The organism is Streptomyces sp. NPDC008238 (assembly GCF_042956445.1).
Classification (GTDB): Bacteria; Actinomycetota; Actinomycetes; order Streptomycetales; family Streptomycetaceae; genus Actinacidiphila.
Genome location: NZ_JBIBGK010000011.1, coordinates 173,981 through 192,401 on the forward strand (window position 1 = coordinate 173,981; position 18,421 = coordinate 192,401).

Here is an 18,421-nt window from a genome sequence, read left to right on the forward strand (position 1 = left end):
GGCGATGCCTCCCGCGCAGTGCGCGGCAGGCATCGCCTTCCGTTGGGTCAGTGGAGATGGCGGGAATCGAACCCGCGTCCTGTGGTGCGGAACCAGGGCTTCTCCGAGCGCAGTCCGCTGTGCTTTTCTCGGCCCCGGCAGTCACGCGGACAAGCCGCCGACGGGCCCAGCCACTGTTTGGTTTCCCACCGAGCCCCGTGGCCGGGCCCAGTGGTTTAGTCCCCTAGCTGATGCCAGGATCCGGGTCGGGAACAGCCCCGGGCTGACACTCCGCGGAGTCTTCGGCTAGCTGCTAATTAGGCAGCGAGCGCGAAGGCGGAGGAATCGCTCTTGTTATTGGCGATTATTGTTTTCGGCATATGGTTTACGAGATCATTGCCGCTTCCTCGGCTCGCTTCCCCTGCTTCGACATCCCCAGTCGAAACCGATCATCCCCATGTTGATTTTTCAAACTGCTCACCGGGCGGTCACCGTCCGGTGGTGCTGGTGCCATCCTACGTGACCAACGCGCACGGTGGCCAGCGCATTCCCGCGCGGGCGGCGCGGGCCCGCGCTCACTCCCCGCGCTGCCGGCGGCGCGCCGCCGAGATGGCCCGGTCGGTCTCGCGGCGGTCCTGCTGCTCGCGCAGGGTCTGCCGCTTGTCGTACTCCTTCTTGCCCTTGGCCAGCGCGATCTCGACCTTCGCCCGGCCGTCCTTGAAGTACAGGGCGAGCGGCACGATCGTGTGACCGGTCTCCTGCGACTTCTGGAAGAGCTTCTCGATCTCCGCACGGTGCAGCAGCATTTTGCGCTTGCGCCGCGCCGAGTGGTTCGTCCACGTCCCCTGGGTGTACTCGGGGATGTGCACGTTGTGCAGCCACGCCTCGCCGTCGTCGAGCTGGCCGAAGCCGTCGACCAGGGAGGCGCGTCCCTGGCGCAGCGACTTCACCTCGGTGCCGGTGAGCACCAGGCCCGCCTCGTAGGTGTCGAGGATGTGGTAGTCGTGCCGCGCCTTCTTGTTCTGCGCGATCAGCTTGCGACCCGTTTCCTTTGCCATAGCGCGGCTATTCTCGCACCTCGGCGCGGCCCGGGGTACCGGTTTGCGCGCCGGTCAGCGGGCCGGCGTGCCCAGGCCGTCCAGCACGTCGAGCGCCTCGGACTCGGCGTCCTCGCCGCCGGTGACCGCGAGGTCGGGCTCGATCCCCCGGCCGTCCACCCGGCGGCCCGCCGGCAGCCGGTAGTGGCCGACGGTGAGTTCGGCCACCGAGCCGTCCGACAGCCGGCTGGGCATCTGCACCGAGCCCTTGCCGAAGGTGCGGGAGCCCACGACGACGGCACGGCCGCGGTCCTGGAGGGCGCCGGCGAGCAGTTCGGCCGCGCTCATCGTGCCGCCGTCGACGAGCACGACGAGCGGGGTCTCGGTGTCACCGGCGTCGTCGGCGTACAGCGCCTGCTGCCTGCCGTGGACGTCGTACGTGGCGACCAGGCCGCCGTCCAGGAGCGCGGAGGCCACCCCGACGGCCTCGGTGACCAGGCCGCCGGAGTTGCCGCGCAGGTCCAGGAGTATGCCCTCGTGCCCCGGCCGGCCGGCCAGGGCGGTACGGACCTGCTCGGCGACGCCCTTGGTGAAGGCGTCCACCGTGACGACGGTGGCGCCGCCGGGGACGTGCCGCACCCGTACGGACTCCGTCGGCAGCAGGGCGCGCCGCGGGGAGACCTCCCAGGAACGCGTGCCGCGCCGCAGGCCCAGCGCGACCGGCGTGCCGGCGGCGTCGGAACCGCGCAGCCGGGCGACCACCTCGGTGACGGGACGGCCGGTGACCTCGGTGCCGTCGATGCTCGTCAGCCGGTCCCCGGCGTGCACGCCGGACCGGGCGGCGGGGCTGCCGGACTGGACGCGGTCGATGCCGATGCGGCCGTCCTCGGTGCGCCGCACCCACAGGCCGACCCCCACGTACCGGCCGTCCAGGGACTGCTGGAAGCCCTCGTACTCCTGGGCCGTGTAGAAGGAGGACCAGCGGTCGCCGCTCCGGCTGACCAGGGCCTCCGCGGCCTGCGGGCCGACCTTCCCCTCCGCGATCGCCTCGGCGATCTCGTCGGTGTCGGCGACCGTGCCGGCCGGGATGCGGGAGTGCGGCGGCGTCCGCCGGTCCCCGCCGAGGTCCCCGAAGGAACCCGCCGCCGCGCCGGTCGCCAGGACCGCGCCGAAGACCAGCGTCAGCGCCGCGGCGCGGCACAGCCGGCGTGGTCTCCCGGGCGGACAGTGGCTCAGCACGTCGGGCAGTCTAGGCGAGAAGGGGGCGCTGTACGGAAAGTTGGCCGTACAGCGCCCTTGGCGCACATCAGACCTTGAGGTATTTGCGCAGCGCGATCAGGGCCGCCAGCGCGGGCATCAGCATGCCCACCACCAGCACCAGCGGCAGCACCTGCGCCACCTCGCCCCAGCCGAGGAAGTTGATCAGCGGCACCTTGGTCTGGAGCGACAGGCCGTGGTCGATCAAGAAGTAGCGGCCGACGAGGAGCATCAGACACGCCAGGCCACCGCCGACCAGACCGGCGAACGCGGCCTCCATGATGAACGGCATCTGGATGTAGAAGCTGGACGCGCCGACCAGCCGCATGATCCCGGTCTCGCGGCGCCGGCTGAAGGCCGACACGCGCACCGTGTTGACGATCAGCATCATCGCCACCGCGAGCATGAACGCCAGCACCACGAGCGCGGCCAGCGTCATGCCGTTGAGCAGCCCGAACAGGTTGTCCAGCAGGGCCTTCTGGTCCTGCACCTCCTGGACGCCGGGGCGGCCCTGGAAGGCGCTCGCGACGACCTGGAACTTCGTCGGGTCCTTGAGCTTGACCCGGAACGACTCCTGCATCTGGTCCGGGGTGAGCGAGTCGGCCAGCGGCGAGTCGGAGAACTGCTCCTTGTAGTGCTTGTAGGCGTCCTCCGCGCTCTCGTGGAAGTACTTGTCCACCAGCGGCAGCGCCTTGAGCTGCTTCTCGACGTCCTGCTTCTGCTCCTCGGTGACGGCACCCTTGGTGCAGTTGGGGTCGGTCTTGGCGTCGTTCTTGTTGCAGAGGAAGATCGACACCTGGACCTTGTCGTACCAGTACCCCTTCATGGAGTCGACCTGCTCGCGGGCGAGCCACGAGCCGCCGGCGAGCGCGAGCGAGAGGGCCACGGAGACGATGACCGCGAAGGTCATGGTGAGGTTGCGCCGGAGGCCGACGCCGATCTCCGAGAGCACGAACTGGGCGCGCATGTTGTCCTTTCAGAAGGCTGCGGTGTGCAGGGCGGGGCCCAGGCTCAGTGCTGGTAGCCGTAGACGCCGCGGGACTGGTCGCGGACCAGTCGCCCCTTCTCGAGCTCGATGACGCGCTTGCGCATCTGGTCGACGATGTTCTGGTCGTGGGTGGCCATCACCACGGTGGTGCCGGTGCGGTTGATGCGGTCCAGCAACCGCATGATGCCCACGGAGGTCTGCGGGTCGAGGTTTCCCGTGGGCTCGTCCGCGATCAGCAGCATCGGGCGGTTGACGAACGCCCGGGCGATCGCCACGCGCTGCTGCTCACCACCGGAGAGCTCGCCCGGCATGCGGTCCTCCTTGCCGCCGAGGCCGACGAGGTCCAGCACCTCGGGGACCGTCTTGCGGATGGTGCCGCGCGGCTTGCCGATCACCTCGAGGGCGAACGCCACGTTCTCCGCGACCGTCTTGTTGGGCAGCAGGCGGAAGTCCTGGAAGACGGTGCCCAGCTGGCGTCGCATCTGCGGCACCTTCCAGTTGGACAGCCGCGCGAGGTCCTTGCCGAGGACGTGCACCATGCCGGTGTCCGTCCGCTCCTCTCGCAGGATCAGCCGCAGGAAGGTCGACTTCCCGGAGCCGGAGGAGCCCACCAGGAAGACGAATTCACCCTTCTCGATTTCCAGCGAAACGTCCCGAAGTGCGGGACGGTTCTGCCGGGGGTAGGTCTTGGTGACGTTGTCGAATCGGATCACGGTCGCACTCCGGATACAGGGGATCGGAGGCGACCTTACGCGAACGGCCGCGACCCGCGCAGTCCGCGGTCCGGGATGACGGGTTTATTCACCGACCACCGGGGGACAAAGCAGGCATTGGCCACATGGGTCACTCTTCGGAGTCGCGGGAATCGCGCGGGGCGCGCCGAGTGCCCCGGGAACTGGCACAGTGGTCGGGGGGCTCGGGAACGTACCGCCCCTGTCGCGCGTTGTTCATGGAGCGGCCGTCGGGCCGCCTGGGAGGAGGCGACGGCATGACAGTCGACCGACTGGTGTGCGCCAACTGCGCCGGCCCCGTCAGCGAGGGCCGCTGTGCGGTCTGCCGCGCCCACCGCGCCCGCATGCAGCAGGAGAACCCCTTCGCGGCCATCTCCCCGGCGGCTCTGATCGCGCTGCTGGTGGCGCTGCTCGCGGTGGTGTGGGTGGTGCACGAGGCCGCCGCGTAGCGCGGCGTACACATACGGCGAACACAGGGGCCCGCGGCGCACGGCGCTGCGGGCCCCTGTGGCGTTCCCCGGGCCTCCAGTGGACGGGCGCGGGCCCGCGCCGCATGCGGCGCATGCGGTGCGGGCCCTTGGTGCACGCCGGCGTCCGGGCGTGGACCTCAGACGGCGGTGTTGCGGCCGCCGCCGACCAGGCGCGGCATCAGGCGGAAGCCGACACCGCCCGCGATCATCGTGGCGGCACCGACCAGCAGGAACAGGGTCTCGCCGGCACCGGTCTCGGCCAGCTCCTCCGTGGTGTCACCCTGGGTGACGACCTCGCTGCTGCCGGCGTTGTCGGTGTTGGTGTTGTCGGCGCAGGTCACGCTGTCCCCGTCGAGGGTGCAGGTCGTGCCGTCGCCGTCCGAGCCGCCGGCGCCGTTGCCGCCGTTCCCGTTGCCGCCGTCGTCACCGCCGGGGTCGGTCGGCTCGCCCGGGTTGGTGGGCTCGTCGGTCGGGTCCGTCGGATTCGTGGGCTCGTCCGTCGGGTCCGTCGGGTCGGTCGGCTCGTCGGTCGGGTCCGTCGGATTCGTGGGCTCGTCCGTCGGGTCCGTCGGATTCGTGGGCTCGTCCGTCGGGTCCGTCGGGTTCGTCGGCTCGTCCGTCGGACCGCCGTCGACACCCGAGATGTCGTTCTCGTCGTCACCGAGGTTGACGCTGACGCCGACCTGGGCCTCGCCGGCGCTCAGGCCGATGTCCAGGCCGACGGCCTGGGCGGCGCCCGCGGCGGTCAGCGAGGCACCGCCCGCGATCACCGCGGCGGCGGCTATACGGGCCACCCGCAGCCGTGTGTTCTTCATGCTCATCTGGCAACTACCCCCAGTAGCTTCTCGTCAGTGGAGCAGCGTCACAGGGGGAGCGTCCTGCGGGGCGGTGCACGTTCAAGGCCGGGGCCTGAGCCACCGGCCGCGCTCGCCCCCGTTCGCTCACGCCCCAGTCATACGCATGCCGCGCATCACGATTCCCAGATTTCACAGCGTCGTCAAGGGCGTTCCAAGCTCAATGCCGGAATTGGCTGACTATGCCACCCACTTGCTTATGGGGCTGTGACCCAAAACGCACAACTGCCACCCATGGGGCGGCAGTTGTGAGGATCCTGCGGAGGTGACGTCACGTCAGACGCGGGCGCCCTGCTCCTGCTGCTTGCGCCAGCGGATGCCCGCCTCGAGGAAGCCGTCGATGTCGCCGTCGAGGACGCCCTGCGGGTTGCCGACCTCGAACTCCGTCCGCAGGTCCTTGACCATCTGGTACGGGTGGAGGACGTAGGAACGCATCTGGTTGCCCCAGGAGTTGCCGCCGTCGCCCTTGAGGGCGTCCATCTTGGCCTGCTCCTCCTGGCGGCGCCGCTCCAGCAGCTTGGCCTGCAGCACGTTCATCGCGCTCGCCTTGTTCTGGATCTGGGAGCGCTCGTTCTGGCAGGAGACCACGATGCCGGTCGGGATGTGGGTGATCCGGACCGCGGAGTCGGTGGTGTTGACGCCCTGGCCGCCGGGGCCGGAGGCGCGGTAGACGTCGATCCGCAGCTCGGTCTCGTCGATCTCGACGTGGTCGCTCTGCTCAACGACCGGCAGCACCTCGACGCCCGCGAAGGAGGTCTGGCGGCGGCCCTGGTTGTCGAAGGGCGAGATGCGCACCAGCCGGTGGGTGCCCTGCTCGACCGAGAGGGTGCCGTAGGCGTACGGCGCCTTCACCACGAAGGTGGTGGACTTGATGCCGGCCTCTTCCGCGAACGAGGTCTCGTAGATCTCGGTCGGGTAGCCGTGCCGCTCGGACCAGCGCAGGTACATCCGCTGCAGCTGCTCCGCGAAGTCGGCGGCGTCGACGCCGCCCGCCTCGGCGCGGATGTTGACCAGCGCCTCCCGGGCGTCGTACTCGCCGGACAGGAGGGTGCGGACCTCCATCTCGTCCAGCGCCTTGCGCACCGACTCCAGCTCGCTCTCGGCCTCGGCGCGGGTGTCCGCGTCGTCCTCGGCCTCGGCGAGCTCGAAGAGCACCCCGAGGTCGTCGATGCGACCGCGCAGCCCTTCGGCCTTGCGGACCTCGGCCTGCAAGTGCGACAGCTTGCTGGTGATCTTCTGCGCCGCCTCGGGGTCGTCCCACAGCGAGGGCGCGGCCGCCTGCTCCTCGAGCACGGCGATGTCGGCCCTCAGCTTGTCGAGGTCCAGAACGGCCTCGATCGAGGCCATGGTCGACGAGAGGGACTTGAGCTCTTCGGATACATCCAGGACTGCCACGTCCCCCAGCGTACCGGCACGCCGCGCATTGCCGCTCCGGTGAGCCGGGCAGGGCCGGCCGGCGGCCGGTGCACCCCGCGCGGCTCAGGCCGGGACGGGGGCCGAGGCGTGGGCGAGCGTGCCGTCGGCACGCCGGAGGTAGAGGGTCAGGGTGTCGTCCGCCGTGGTCAGCCCGGGGTGGGAGGGGGTGCTGGCGGAGAGCGGGACGGGCGTCCAGGTGCCGCCGTCGAGGACGGCGGCGGCCAGGGCCCCGTCGTCGGCGGGGGCGAGGACGAAGAGCCGGCCCCCGGACACGGCGGGCTCGGGGCGGCCGGTGGCGTCGAGGCCGGTGACGATCTCGGAGGGCCGCCAGGCGCCGTTCACGTACGGCAGCCGCAGCACCGCGCCGTCGGCCTTGCGCACGGCGAAGGCGTCCAGGGTGCCGGACGCCGCCGAGACCAGGCCGGGGGCGGCGGTGACCCGGCCCGCGGTGGGGACCAGCGCCCAGGCGTTCCAGCGGCCGTCGACCCAGGAGGAGGTGACGAGGTCACCGCCGGAGCAGCCGAGGAGGTCGATCCGCCCCGGGGCGGAGGACGCGGCGGCGGGGGTCGTGGTGAACCGTGCGGGCTGGTCCACCTGGTACCAGTCGCCCCAGGCGCCGCCGCTGAGGGTGCGGCGGTAGACCCGGTGGTCGGTGCCGAGGGCGAAGACGTCCAGCTGCCCGGGACGGGAGGAGACGACCGAGGGGTCGTCGGCGACGCTTATCCCGGTGAGCCGGTGCCAGGTGCCGGAGACCAGGTACCAGACGTTCTTGTCGCTGCCCCGGCTGAAGACGTACGTCGTCCCGGAGACGGAGATCGCCCGGGGCCCGCCGAGCGGGTGGACGTCGCGGTCCGGGAAGCGGGGCAGCGCCGTGTAGCCGGACCAGCGCAGCGCGGCCTCCTGCGCGGTGCCCGCCGGGGTGCTCACCGCGCCCTGCGGGGAGGCGGCGGCGCCGGTGGGGGCGGTCGGGGTGGTCGAGGCCGGCCCGGACGGCTTGTCCTCGCGGCTGGTGGAGCCGCCGTCGTCGTCGGAGCCGGAGGCCGCGATCGCCCAGCCGCCTAGGCCGACGACCAGCACGGCGGCCGCCGCGGCGCCGATCTTGACGCGGCGGCGCTGCAGCGCGTCGGGGACGGCGCGGTGGCGGTGCCGGGGGCGCTGTCCGGGCACCGCGGAGGGCCCGCCGACGGCCAGTTCCTCCGCGGTGGGCAGCTTGATGCTGGTGTGCGTGTCGCGCGTCGAGTCCGGTGCGGAGCCGCGGACCAGGGGCACGGCGCCGCGCGGCCGGCCGGCGGGCGGGTCGTACGGCTCGGCGGCGGAACCGGGGTCCCGGTCGTACTCCTCCTCGCCGTGCTGGTCGCCGGGGGCGTCCACCTCCAGCGCGGGCAGCCCGGCGAGGGCGGGCAGCAACTCGCGCAGCCGGGCGCCGACCTCGGCCGCCCTCAGCCGGGAGGCGGGGGCCTTGGCGAGGCACTGGGACAGCAGTTGCCACAGCTCGTCGGGCAGGTCGGGCAGCGGCGCGACCGACTCGGTGACGTGCCGGCGCAGCACCGCGCCGGGGTGACCGCCGCCGAACGGGGTGAAGCCGGCGAGCAGTTCGTACAGGACGGTGGCGAGGGCGTAGATGTCGACGGAGGCGCGCGGCGGCAGGCCCTCGATGATCTCCGGGGCCAGGTAGTCGGGGGTGCCGATGATGCGGGTGGCCCGGGTCCTGCGCGGGGAGTCGACCAGCCGCGCGATGCCGAAGTCGGTGAGGAGCGCCGGGGGCGCGCCGCCCGGTCCGGGCGGGGCGGCCGAATCCAGCAGGACGTTCTCCGGCTTGACGTCACGGTGGACGACGCCCGCGGCGTGGGCGGCGGCCAGGCCGTCCGCGACGTCCGCGGTGATGGAGACGGCCGCCTCGGGGGTGAGCCGGCGTTCGCGCTCCAGCCGGGAGCGCAGGTCGGTGCCGCGGACCAGGTCCATGACGAGCGCGAGGTCGGAGCCGTCGACCACCAGGTCGCGGATGCCGACGATGTGCGGGTGGTGGAGCGCCAGCAGGGCCGTGCGCTCCTGGACGAAGCGGCCGACGAGGTCCTGGTCGGAGGCGAGGTCCTCGCGCAGCAGCTTGATGGCGACCGGGCCCTCGGGGCCCTCGCCCAGCCACACCGTGCCCGCGGAACCCCGCCCCAGCACCTGGTGCGCGGTGTACCGGCTGCCGATCTTGCGTCCCAAGGCTGCTCCGACTCCTCCGAGGTGCCGTCGTGTTGGCGACAAAGCTACGCGGATGCGAGCCGGTTGGGGGAACCTGCGGGGGGTGAGTGCGGCTTCTCCGGGAGAAATCACCCTCCAGAAGTCGACAAATCACCAACACCGGCCTCGCGGGGAGGTGACGGTGGGCCAGTCGTGATTGACGGCACCGGCGCGGCCGCCGGTGCGGCGCGGGCGGTGCCCGGCGCCGTGCTCGCGCGCGCTCCGTCCCCGCGGCCGGGGCGTGCCGTCAACCGGGCTCCCCCGGCTACCGCCGGGAGGTGCCCCCAGGCGCCGTACGTCGCAAGAGGGAGGGCCGTCCTCGCCCCCGGCCGAAGGCCGGGGGCGGGCATGTGACGACACGCCCTAGGGGGTGGTGCCGGAGGAACCACCCGAGGAGCCGCCGAGCTCCGAGACCCAGTCCCAGAAGTTCTGGACGCCGCTGCTGACGGTGCCCCACAGGCTCTTGCCCGTGTCCAGCCACTCCGGGACGGGGGTCAGGTACCAGACGAGCACGACGATCACGATCAGCACGATGATCATCGTGAAGCAGCCCTTGAGGCACCCCAGGCCCGGGATCTTCATGGGGTTGGCGCCGCGCTGCCGCGGCTCGCGGCGCGGGGCGGGCTCGGGCGCCGCCGGGCGCTGGGGCTCGTACCGCTGGTGCTGCGGCTGCTCGTAGCGCGGCGCGGGCTGCGGCCGCGGCGCGTACTGCTGGGGCTGCGGCTGCTGCTGCTGGGCGTACTGCTGCGGGTGCGGCTGCGGCGCGTAGGCGGGCTGCGCCGGCTGCCGGTACTGGGGCTGCTGCGGCCGCTGCTGGTACCCCTGCGGGGGCTGCTGCGGCGGTTGTTGCGGTTGCTGGGCGGCCTGCCGGCGCGGCCTGCGGCGCAGCGGGTCCTGCTCCGGGTCCAGGTACTGGATCTCGGTCTGCTCGGCGCGCGCACGGGCGCGGTTGAGCTGCGACTCCCACGGGTGCGGGCCCTGCGGGGCGCCGGACTCCGGCGTCCCGTCCGGCACCGGCGGCATCACGCGGGTGCCGTCGCCGGCCCCGACCGGTGCCGAGCCGCCCGGGATCACCCGGGTCGCGTCGGCGGCGCCGCCCGCGGAGGCGGGCAGCACACTGGTGGCGGCATTCGGGTCGTACGCGTCGTACCCGCCGGCGGGCGCCCGGTTCGGCAGCACCTGGGTGGGGTCCGCGGTGCCCGGCGGGACGAGCGGGGTGTCCGGGACGGTGGCCGGGGACGGGTCCGGGGCGAGCAGCGCGGCGACGCCGAGCGCCGCCTCGGACTGCGCCGGGGAGGAGTGCACGCCGACGCCCGCGGCGACCACGCGCAGGGCACGCGCGAGGTTCTCCGCGCTGGGCCGCTCGCCGGGCTCCTTGCGCAGGCAGCGCTCTATGACCGTCCACAGCGGCTCGGGCACGGTGGAGGGACGGCGCGGCTCCTGGCTCAGGTGCTGCTGCAGCACCTCCAGCGCGCTCTCGCCCCTGAACGGCGGGCGGCCGGTGACCAGTTCGTACAGCAGGATGCCGGCGCCGTAGATGTCCACGGCCGAGGTCTGCGGACGGCCCTGGGCCGACTCCGGCGCTATGTAGGCGGGCGTGCCGACGAACTCGTGGGTGCGGGTGACGCCGGGTGAGTCCGCCAGCCGGGCGATGCCGAAGTCGGTCAGCATCGGGTGCATCTGCTGGGTGCCGTCCGGGCCCGTGACGGTGGCGAGCAGGACGTTGGCGGGCTTCAGGTCGCGGTGGACGACGCCGTCGGCGTGGCTGGCGGCCAGCGCGTCGGCCACGGCGGCGGTCAGCAGTGCGGCGCCGACCGGCGAGAACGGGCCGTTCTCGCGCAGGTGGCGGTAGAGGTCGGGACCGTCGACCAGATCCATCACCAGGGCGAGCAGCTCGCCTTCCACCACCAGGTCGCGGACCCGGACGATGTGCGGGTGGCGCAGCCGCATCAGGACCGAGCGCTCCCGGAGGAAGCGCATGACGATGTCGGGGTCGCTCGCCAGCTCTTCCTTGAGCACCTTGATCGCGACGGTCTCGCCGGTGTCCCGCACATGAGACCGCCACACGGTGCCCGTGGCTCCGCGCCCGAGCGGCTCCACCAGTTCGTATTTGCTGCCTACCGGCCGCACGTTCGCGCTCCCTGGATCTTGGCCTGGTCCGTGGCCTGTTTCGCCCACTGTAGTGCCGCCACGTGGGAGCGGGGCTGCGTTCCGGTACGGGGCGGGTGTGGGGTTAGGACGCGGAGTACGGTCGTTTGGTTGCTCTTTCCGCCCAAAGCCGACCATTCAAGATCGCAAAGGTGGGCACCGGCGGCGAGCTGTCGGCGGCGAGTGGGAGGATGCCTGTCGCGGATCGCACTTCGCCGGGCGGGCTGGGCCTGCCGGGCAAGGGGAGGCAACCGTTCCGCTCTTGTACGTGTCGACGTCCCGGGCAGGGCGGCGGGTGGGGTCGGGGGCCCGCGCCGCGGTGGATCCGGGCAGAAGGGACCGTGGACGGAGATGCAGATCCGGCTGACCGTTCTCGGGCCGCGCGGCGGCCGTGCGGCGCGCTCCTGCGACGTGCTCGTCACCGCGCCCGCGGGCACACCCCTCAGTGCCGTGGCCGGCGCCCTGGCGTCCGGCTCGGGCGGCTCGGGGCAGCCCGCGCGGGCCGGCAAGTCCACGCCGCCGCTCTACGCGGGCGCCGAGCGGCTGGACCCGGCGACCGCCGTCCTCGGGGTTCCGCCACTGCTCGACGGCGCGGTGCTGTCGCTGCACGCCCCCGCCGACGGGCACGAGGGCGGCCGCCCGACGGCCGCCGCCCGGCTGCACGTCGTCGGCGGCCCCGACGCGGGCGGGGTCCACCTGCTGCAGGGCGGCCGGATCCGGGTCGGCCGCTCCGCCGACGCGGACGTGCCGCTGGACGACCCCGACGTCTCCCGGCTGCACTGCGCCGTCACGGTGGACGGCGAGGGCCGGGTCACCGTCGCCGACCTCGGCTCCACCAACGGCACCTTCCTGGACGGCGCTCCCGTGGGCGAGCGCGCGGTCCCCCTCCCCGCCGGCGCGCTGCTGCGGATCGGCGAGTCGACCCTCCGGCTGGAACCGGCACCCCCCGGCTCGACGGTGCCCCCGCCGCCCGCCTCCGTCCCCGCCGTCCCCGACGCCGAGGGGCACCTCCAGGTGGCCCTCCCCCCGACTTCCTGGCCCGAGACGGGCCGCGTGGCGACCTGGCGTCCCGCCCGGCCCGGCGACGGCGCCGCGCAGCGGACCACCCCGCGCGAGGCGGCGCCCGCCGACGGCGCGACGACCGCCGGCACCGGGTCCGGGAGCGTCGGCGCGGACGCCGGCCCCCCGCCCGCGCCCGGGGAGGACCGGGCGGAGGCCGCCGCGGGCACCCCGGCCCGGCGGGACACCCCGCAGCGCGGGCTGTCCGAGCAGACCCGCGCCGTCGAGCCGCCCCAGGTCCGGCGCGGCGGCACCCGGATGGCCGGCGCGATAGGGGACTGGGCCAGGCGCCTGACCACCGGACGCGGCGCCCCGGACGCCGACGGGTCCGAGGGCGGCGGAACCCCGTACGACCGGGCCGACGCCGCCGCGCTCCGCGAGCGCTGGCCCGACCCGGCGGCGGTCCTGCTCACCGCCCTCGGGCCGGGACCGCGGCTGTGGGAGCGCGCCCCCGGCCACCCCGACCTGCTCACGGTCCGCCTCGGCACCGCCGACCTGACCGCGGAGGACGGCTTCCGGACGCTGCCCGCCGTGCCGTTCACCGTCGACCTGCGCGACCCGCACACCCGGGTGCTCGGCCTCACCGGACCGCGCCCCCGGCTGTCCGGGCTGGCCCGGGCGGTGATCGCCCAGCTGTGCGCCCTGCACGCGCCCGGTGTGCTGGAGGTCGTGCTGATCAGCGCCGACCGCTCCCGTCCCGCCGAGCAGCGGGCCGAGGAGTGGGGCTGGCTGTACTGGCTGCCGCATCTGCGCCCGGCCCACGGCCAGGACTGCCGGCTGCTCACGGCCTCCGACCGCGAACAGGCCGAGGCCCGGATCGCCGAGGTGGTCCGCCGCATCGAGGAGGGCCCGCTCGGCCCGGGCTGGGCGACGGCGACCCCCGAGGAGGTCGCCGAGGCCGCGGCACGCCGCGAGGGCCCGTACACCCTGCTGGTGGTGGACGGCGACCCCGGCTCGGCCTACCTGCGCGAGGCCGCCGACCGCATCGCGGCCGCCGGGCCGTCGGTCGGGGTGCACCTGCTGTGCCTGGCCGAGAGCCCGGAGCGGCTGGCCGCCCGGTGCGGCGCCGTCGCCGTGCTGGAGGGCGACGTCGCGACGACGCTGCGGATGGAACCGCAGGGCCCCGGCCACATGACGATGGAGGCGGTGTCGGCGGCCTGGGCCGAGCGTTTCGCGCGGGCCCTCGCCCCGCTGCGCGAGGGCGACTCCGCGCCGCGCCGTACGCGTTCGGCGCTGCCGCCCACGGCCCGGCTCCTGGACGAGCTGGACCTGGCGCTCGCCACCCCGGCGAAGATCTCCACCCGCTGGGCCGGGCCCACCCCCTCCGGTGGTGCCGCCGCGGCCGTCCTGGGCGCCGGGCCGGAGGGCCGGATCCTGGTCGACCTGGTCGCCGAGGGGCCGCACCTGCTCGTCGGCGGCGCGGCGGGCTCCGGCAAGACGGAGCTGCTGCGTTCGGTGGCCGCCGCGCTGTCCGCGGGCGAGCGCCCGGACCGGCTGGCCCTCGTCCTCGTCGACGGCGCCGGGGCGGAGCGCGGCGAGGGGCTGCGCAGCTGCACCGACCTGCCGCACGTCTCCACCTACCTGTCCGCCACCGACCCGGTGCGGATGCGCGAGTTCGCGCAGGCGCTCTCGGCGGAGCTGAAGCGCCGGGACGACCTGCTGGACGGTGCGGACTTCGCGCAGTGGCACGAACGCCGCCGGCTGCCCGTCGTGCCACGGCAGGCCGAGCCGGGCCACGCCCCGGCCGCCGCCGTCGCGGCGGACCCGCAGGTGCGCGGCGCGGTGCGGGTGCGGACCCGCACCACCGAGCCGCTGCCCCGGCTGGTCGTCGTGGTCGACGACTTCGACGCCCTGGTCGCCCCCGCCCTCGGCAGTCCCGGCCGGCCCGCCGCGGGTTCGGTGGTGCGCGCCCTGGAGGCCGTGGCGCGCGACGGCGAACGGCTCGGCGTCCACCTGGTCGCCGCGACCGGCCGCCCCGAGCGCACCTCGGGCACCGACGCCGACGACGCGGCGCGGCTGCGGATCGCGCTGCGCACCGAGGAGCCGGAGTCGGCCGCGCTGCTGGTCGCCGTCGAGGAGCCGGCGACCGTCGACGACGCGCTGCCGGGCCGCGGTTACCTGCGCCGGCCGGACGGGGCGGTCACCGCCTTCCAGGCCGGCCGGGTCAGTGGCCGGATCCCCCGGACGGCGACCCTGCGGCCGACGGTGGTCCCGCTGGAGTGGGACCGCATGGGCGACCCGCCGACCCGCCGGCCGGTGCGCGAACTGGGCAACGGCCCCACCGACCTCGCCCTGCTGGCCAGTGCCCTGCAGCGTGCCGCGGAGTCCGCGGCGGCCGATCCGGTGCCGCCGCTGCTCTGATCCGTCCCGGTCCCGTACGCCGGTCCGAACGGCCGGTCACATGACGGTCACGATCCAACCGCCGTGCGCTGAGGCGCTATTGCGGCGGTTATCAGACAGGGCGTAGGACTGAACGCGCAACAGCGGATGACGCGGGGACGGGACGCCCGGCGCAGCTGCCACGGCCATGCGGCGGGCTGCCACCGCGGCGCGGGTCCGCGCTGAGGGGATGGGCAGGCAGATGCGGACATCCAGCAGGCGCACGCGACGTACACGCCGGACGGTGATCGCCGCCGTGGCGGCGGCCCTGGCGCTGACGGCCGCCGGGTGCGGCGGTGGCGACGACGACAAGGGCACCCCCGACGGCGGCGGGAGCAGTTCCGGCGCGAGCGGGAGCGTCCCGCTGCCGGACCTCAAGGGCCAGAAGCTCGAGGTCGCGGCGGTGTGGACCGGGCCGGAGCAGAAGAACTTCCAGAAGGTGCTGGACGAGTTCACCCGGCGCACCGGGGCCGAGGTCGGCTTCGTGCCCACCGGGGACAACGTCTCCACCTTCCTCGGTACGAAGATCGAGGGCGGCCAACCGCCGGACGTGGCGTTCCTCCCCCAGGTCGGCGTGCTGCGGCAGTTCGCGCAGAAGGGCTGGCTCAAGCCGCTCTCCTCCGACGTGCAGGCGCAGCTCGACAAGAACTTCACCACCGGCTGGAAGGACCTCGGCGCGTACGAGGGCAAGCAGTACGGCGTGTACGCCAAGGCCGCCAACAAGTCGCTGGTCTGGTACAACACCGCGGCCTTCGAGAACGCCGGGATCACCGAACCGCCCGGGAGCTGGGACGACTTCCTGCAGACCGCCGAGACCCTCTTCGAATCGGGCACCCCCCCGGTGTCGGTCGGCGGCGCGGACGGCTGGACCCTCACCGACTGGTTCGAGAACATCTACCTCTCCCAGGCCGGTCCCGAGAAGTACGACCAGCTGGCCGAGCACAAGATCAAGTGGACCGACCCCTCGGTGAAGGACGCGCTCACCACCCTCGCCCAGCTCTTCGGCAAGAAGGACCTGATCGCCGGCGGCCAGAACGGCGCGCTCAAGACCGACTTCCCGACGTCCGTGACGCAGACCTTCACGGGCAACCCGCCGAAGGCCGCCATGGTTTACGAGGGCGACTTCGTCGGCGCGTTCATCGGCGACAACACCAAGGCGAAGGTGGGCGAGGACGCCAAGGTCTTCCCCTTCCCCGCGGTGGGCTCCGGCAAGGCGCCGGTGGTCAGCGGCGGTGACGTCGGCGTGGCCCTGAAGGACGGCGAGGGCGCGCAGGCGCTGCTGACCTTCCTCGCCTCCACCGACGCGGCGAAGGTGTGGGCCTCCTCGGGCGGCTTCGTCTCGCCGAACAAGTCGCTGGACCTGTCGGCCTATCCGGACGAGGTCTCCCGCTCCATCGCGCAGGGCCTGGTCGCGGCGGGCGACGACTTCCGCTTCGACATGTCCGACCAGGCCCCGGCGGCCTTCGGCGGCACCGCGGGCAAGGGCGAGTGGAAAAACCTGCAGGACTTCCTGCGGAACCCCTCCGACGTCGCCGGCGCGCAGGCCAAGCTGGAAGCGGACGCCGCCAAGGCGTACGCGGGATAGGCGGCCGCGATGGCGACGGCGGCCACGGCGAAGGGGCCGGCCGCTCCCGGCGGCGCGCCCTCCGCCCGGGGCAGGAGCGTCATGGGTACCCGGCGCTGGGTGGCGGGGCTGTTCCTGCTGCCCGCGCTGGTGCTGCTGGGCGCGCTGGTGGTGTACCCGATCGGGTACACCACCTGGCGCAGCCTCTTCGACAAGGCGGGCTCGGGCTTCGTGGGCCTGCACAACTACGCCTCGGTCTTCAGCGACGACGGCACGCTGACGGCGCTGCGGAACACCGCGGTCTGGGTGGTCGTGGCGCCGGTGCTGGCCACGGCCCTCGGGCTGGTCTTCGCGGTGCTGACCGAACGGGTGAGCTGGGGCACCGCCTTCAAACTGGTCGTCTTCATGCCGATGGCGATCTCGATGCTGGCGGCCGGGATCATCTTCCGTCTGGTGTACGAGCAGGACCCGGCGCGCGGCGCGGCCAACGCCGTCGTGGTCGGGGTGCACGACACCTTCGCCGAGTCCTCGGCGTACCCGGGGGCCCGGCCGCGCCCGAACGGCTCGCTGGCCGCCTCCGGCGGCGGCTCCTTCACCACCCGGGACGCCGCCGGCGCGGGGACGGCGGTGGGGCTGCCGCTGATCGGCGTCCCCGCGGCGAAGCTGCCCGCGGGCACCGCCGACGCCGGTCAGGCACCCGCGGGGCCCGGGGTGACCGGCACCGTGTGGCTGGACTTCAAGCCGGGCGGGGGCGGCAGGCCCGGGGTGATCGACCCCGGTGAGAAGGCCCTGGAGGGCGTGAAGGTCGAGGCCGTACGGGACGGACGGGTGGTGGCCTCCGCGACCTCCGGCAAGGACGGCACCTATGCGCTGCCCGCCTCGGCCGAGGGGGCCCGGCTGCGGCTGCCCGCCTCGAACTTCGCGGAGCCGTACAACGGTGTCGACTGGCTCGGCCCCACCCTGGTGACGCCCGCGATCATCGGGTCGTACCTGTGGATGTGGGCGGGCTTCGCGATGGTGCTCATCGCGGCGGGTCTGGCCGGGGTGCCGCGGGAGCTGATGGAGGCGGCGCGCATCGACGGCGCCAACGAGTGGCAGGTCTTCCGCAGGATCACCGTGCCGCTGCTGGCCCCCGTGCTGGTCGTGGTCGTCGTCACGCTGATGATCAACGTGATGAAGATCTTCGACCTGGTCTACATCGTCGCGCCCGACACCTCGAAGGACGAGGCCAACGTGCTGGCCCTGCAGCTGTACCTGTCCTCCTTCGGGGCCGGCAACGACCAGGGCGTCGGCAGCGCGATCGGTGTGGTCCTGCTGCTGCTGGTCGTCCCGGTCATGGTCTTCAACATCCGCCGACTGCGCAGGGAGGCCCGGCGATGACGACCGTCGCAGGCACAGCGGAACCCGCGGGCACGGCCGGGGCGCGGACCGGCACGGCCGCCGCCCGGGAGTCCTTCGCCGCACGGGTCGCGGCCCGTACCGGCGGCGGGGTGCTGAGGGTCTTCCTCGTCCTGGTGGCCCTGTTCTGGCTGATGCCGACCGTGGGGCTGCTGATCTCCTCCTTCCGGGGGCCGGTGGACATCGCCGACTCCGGCTGGTGGAAGGTATTCACCGCGCCCTCGCAGCTGACCGTCACCAACTACCGGGAGCTGCTGGGCAACGACGCCGTCACCTCCTCGCTGGTCAACACCGCGCTGATCACGGTGCCGGCCACCGTGCTGGTCGTGGTGATCGGGGCGCTGGCTGGCTACGCGTTCGCCTGGATGGAGTTCCCGGGCCGGGACTGGCTGTTCCTCGTGGTGGTGGGGCTGCTCGTGGTGCCGGTGCAGATCGCGCTCATCCCGGTGGCCAAGCTGTTCGGGGAGATCGGGATCTTCGGCGACATCATCGGCGTGGTGCTCTTCCACGTGGGCTTCGGCCTGCCGTTCGCCGTCTTCCTGCTGCGCAACTTCTTCGCGGAGATCCCGCGGGAGCTGCTGGAGGCGGCCCGGCTGGACGGCGCGGGCGAGCTGCGGCTGTTCGCCCGCGTGATCATGCCCCTGGGCGGCCCGGCGATCGCCTCGCTGGGCATCTTCCAGTTCCTGTGGGTGTGGAACGACATGCTGGTGGCGCTGATCTTCTCCAACACCGGCTCGCAGCCGATCACCGTCGCCCTTCAGCAGCAGGTCCGGCAGTTCGGCAACAACATCGACGTCCTGGCGCCGGGGGCCTTCGTGTCGATGGTGGTCCCGCTCGTCGTCTTCTTCGCCTTCCAGCGCCAGTTCGTCTCCGGCGTCATGGCGGGCGCCGTCAAGTAGCCCCGCGCAGGTC

General features: G+C 73.4%; 13 protein-coding genes, 1 other RNA gene and 1 pseudogene. 5 read left to right on the plus strand and 10 right to left on the minus strand.

All coding sequences use genetic code 11. The features are described from left to right. Positions 1 to 48: 48 nt before the first annotated feature. The 5 genes from ssrA to ftsE all read right to left on the minus strand — a co-directional run bounded on the left by ssrA (position 49) and on the right by ftsE (position 3,974). Positions 49 to 436, minus strand: a transfer-messenger RNA (tmRNA) gene (ssrA, locus tag ACFZAU_RS23415). A 118-nt stretch (positions 437 to 554) separates the two neighbouring features. Further along, on the minus strand, positions 555 to 1,037 hold the full coding sequence (gene smpB / locus ACFZAU_RS23420; RefSeq protein ID WP_500461345.1) for an SsrA-binding protein SmpB: 483 nt from the start codon (positions 1,035 to 1,037) through the stop codon (positions 555 to 557). A 54-nt stretch (positions 1,038 to 1,091) separates the two neighbouring features. Beyond that, positions 1,092 to 2,255: a S41 family peptidase gene (locus ACFZAU_RS23425; RefSeq protein ID WP_500553784.1), complete on the minus strand. Its 1,164-nt coding sequence runs from the start codon at positions 2,253 to 2,255 to the stop codon at positions 1,092 to 1,094. A gap of 67 nt (positions 2,256 to 2,322) precedes the next feature. After that, positions 2,323 to 3,240, minus strand: a complete 918-nt coding sequence (gene ftsX / locus ACFZAU_RS23430) for a permease-like cell division protein FtsX (RefSeq protein WP_018564090.1) — start codon at positions 3,238 to 3,240, stop codon at positions 2,323 to 2,325. Positions 3,241 to 3,284: 44 nt separating this feature from the next. Further along, a complete protein-coding gene (gene ftsE, locus ACFZAU_RS23435; RefSeq protein ID WP_018564091.1) occupies positions 3,285 to 3,974 on the minus strand; it encodes a cell division ATP-binding protein FtsE in 690 nt (229 codons plus the stop codon). Positions 3,975 to 4,249: 275 nt separating this feature from the next. Between ftsE and ACFZAU_RS23440 the strand changes: the two genes are divergently transcribed. Further along, positions 4,250 to 4,441, plus strand: coding sequence for a hypothetical protein (locus ACFZAU_RS23440; protein ID WP_499609638.1), 192 nt, complete (start codon positions 4,250 to 4,252; stop codon positions 4,439 to 4,441). A 158-nt stretch (positions 4,442 to 4,599) separates the two neighbouring features. Here ACFZAU_RS23440 and ACFZAU_RS23445 read toward each other — a convergent pair whose 3' ends face one another. The 5 genes and pseudogenes from ACFZAU_RS23445 to ACFZAU_RS23465 form a co-directional block, all read right to left on the minus strand. Next, entirely contained in the window at positions 4,600 to 5,283 is a 684-nt protein-coding gene (locus tag ACFZAU_RS23445) for a hypothetical protein (RefSeq protein ID WP_500553785.1), read from the minus strand. Positions 5,284 to 5,592: 309 nt separating this feature from the next. Then, positions 5,593 to 6,711, minus strand: coding sequence for a peptide chain release factor 2 (gene prfB, locus ACFZAU_RS23450; RefSeq protein WP_499609643.1), 1,119 nt, complete (start codon positions 6,709 to 6,711; stop codon positions 5,593 to 5,595). 84 nt (positions 6,712 to 6,795) lie between these two features. Further along, entirely contained in the window at positions 6,796 to 7,659 is an 864-nt protein-coding gene (locus ACFZAU_RS23455; RefSeq protein ID WP_500553825.1) for a DUF8189 domain-containing protein, read from the minus strand. A 54-nt stretch (positions 7,660 to 7,713) separates the two neighbouring features. Beyond that, positions 7,714 to 8,943 (minus strand): annotated as a pseudogene (locus ACFZAU_RS23460) (serine/threonine-protein kinase); the annotation flags it as partial. Between the two features lie 381 nt (positions 8,944 to 9,324). After that, on the minus strand, positions 9,325 to 11,091 hold the full coding sequence (locus ACFZAU_RS23465) for a serine/threonine-protein kinase (RefSeq protein WP_500553786.1): 1,767 nt from the start codon (positions 11,089 to 11,091) through the stop codon (positions 9,325 to 9,327). Between the two features lie 369 nt (positions 11,092 to 11,460). Between ACFZAU_RS23465 and ACFZAU_RS23470 the strand changes: the two genes are divergently transcribed. From ACFZAU_RS23470 to ACFZAU_RS23485, 4 genes are all read left to right on the plus strand, one after another. Beyond that, a complete protein-coding gene (locus ACFZAU_RS23470) occupies positions 11,461 to 14,529 on the plus strand; it encodes an FtsK/SpoIIIE domain-containing protein (RefSeq protein WP_500553787.1) in 3,069 nt (1,022 codons plus the stop codon). A gap of 220 nt (positions 14,530 to 14,749) precedes the next feature. Next, positions 14,750 to 16,132, plus strand: coding sequence for an ABC transporter substrate-binding protein (locus tag ACFZAU_RS23475; protein ID WP_500553788.1), 1,383 nt, complete (start codon positions 14,750 to 14,752; stop codon positions 16,130 to 16,132). An 81-nt stretch (positions 16,133 to 16,213) separates the two neighbouring features. Continuing rightward, positions 16,214 to 17,491, plus strand: a complete 1,278-nt coding sequence (locus tag ACFZAU_RS23480) for a carbohydrate ABC transporter permease (protein ID WP_500553789.1) — start codon at positions 16,214 to 16,216, stop codon at positions 17,489 to 17,491. After that, a complete protein-coding gene (locus ACFZAU_RS23485; RefSeq protein WP_499609655.1) occupies positions 17,488 to 18,408 on the plus strand; it encodes a carbohydrate ABC transporter permease in 921 nt (306 codons plus the stop codon). The genes ACFZAU_RS23480 and ACFZAU_RS23485 overlap by 4 nt, the downstream gene beginning before the upstream one ends. The last annotated feature ends 13 nt before the right edge of the window (positions 18,409 to 18,421 follow it).

Coding starts and splice junctions, on each gene's coding strand:
- ftsX (WP_018564090.1), bottom strand. CDS start 3,240: ATGCGCGCCCAGTTCGTGCTCTCGGAGATCGGCGTCGGCCTCCGGCGC.
- ACFZAU_RS23485 (WP_499609655.1), top strand. CDS start 17,488: ATGACGACCGTCGCAGGCACAGCGGAACCCGCGGGCACGGCCGGGGCG.
- ACFZAU_RS23445 (WP_500553785.1), bottom strand. CDS start 5,283: ATGAGCATGAAGAACACACGGCTGCGGGTGGCCCGTATAGCCGCCGCC.
- ACFZAU_RS23470 (WP_500553787.1), top strand. CDS start 11,461: ATGCAGATCCGGCTGACCGTTCTCGGGCCGCGCGGCGGCCGTGCGGCG.
- smpB (WP_500461345.1), bottom strand. CDS start 1,037: ATGGCAAAGGAAACGGGTCGCAAGCTGATCGCGCAGAACAAGAAGGCG.
- ACFZAU_RS23440 (WP_499609638.1), top strand. CDS start 4,250: ATGACAGTCGACCGACTGGTGTGCGCCAACTGCGCCGGCCCCGTCAGC.
- ACFZAU_RS23480 (WP_500553789.1), top strand. CDS start 16,214: ATGGGTACCCGGCGCTGGGTGGCGGGGCTGTTCCTGCTGCCCGCGCTG.
- ACFZAU_RS23475 (WP_500553788.1), top strand. CDS start 14,750: ATGCGGACATCCAGCAGGCGCACGCGACGTACACGCCGGACGGTGATC.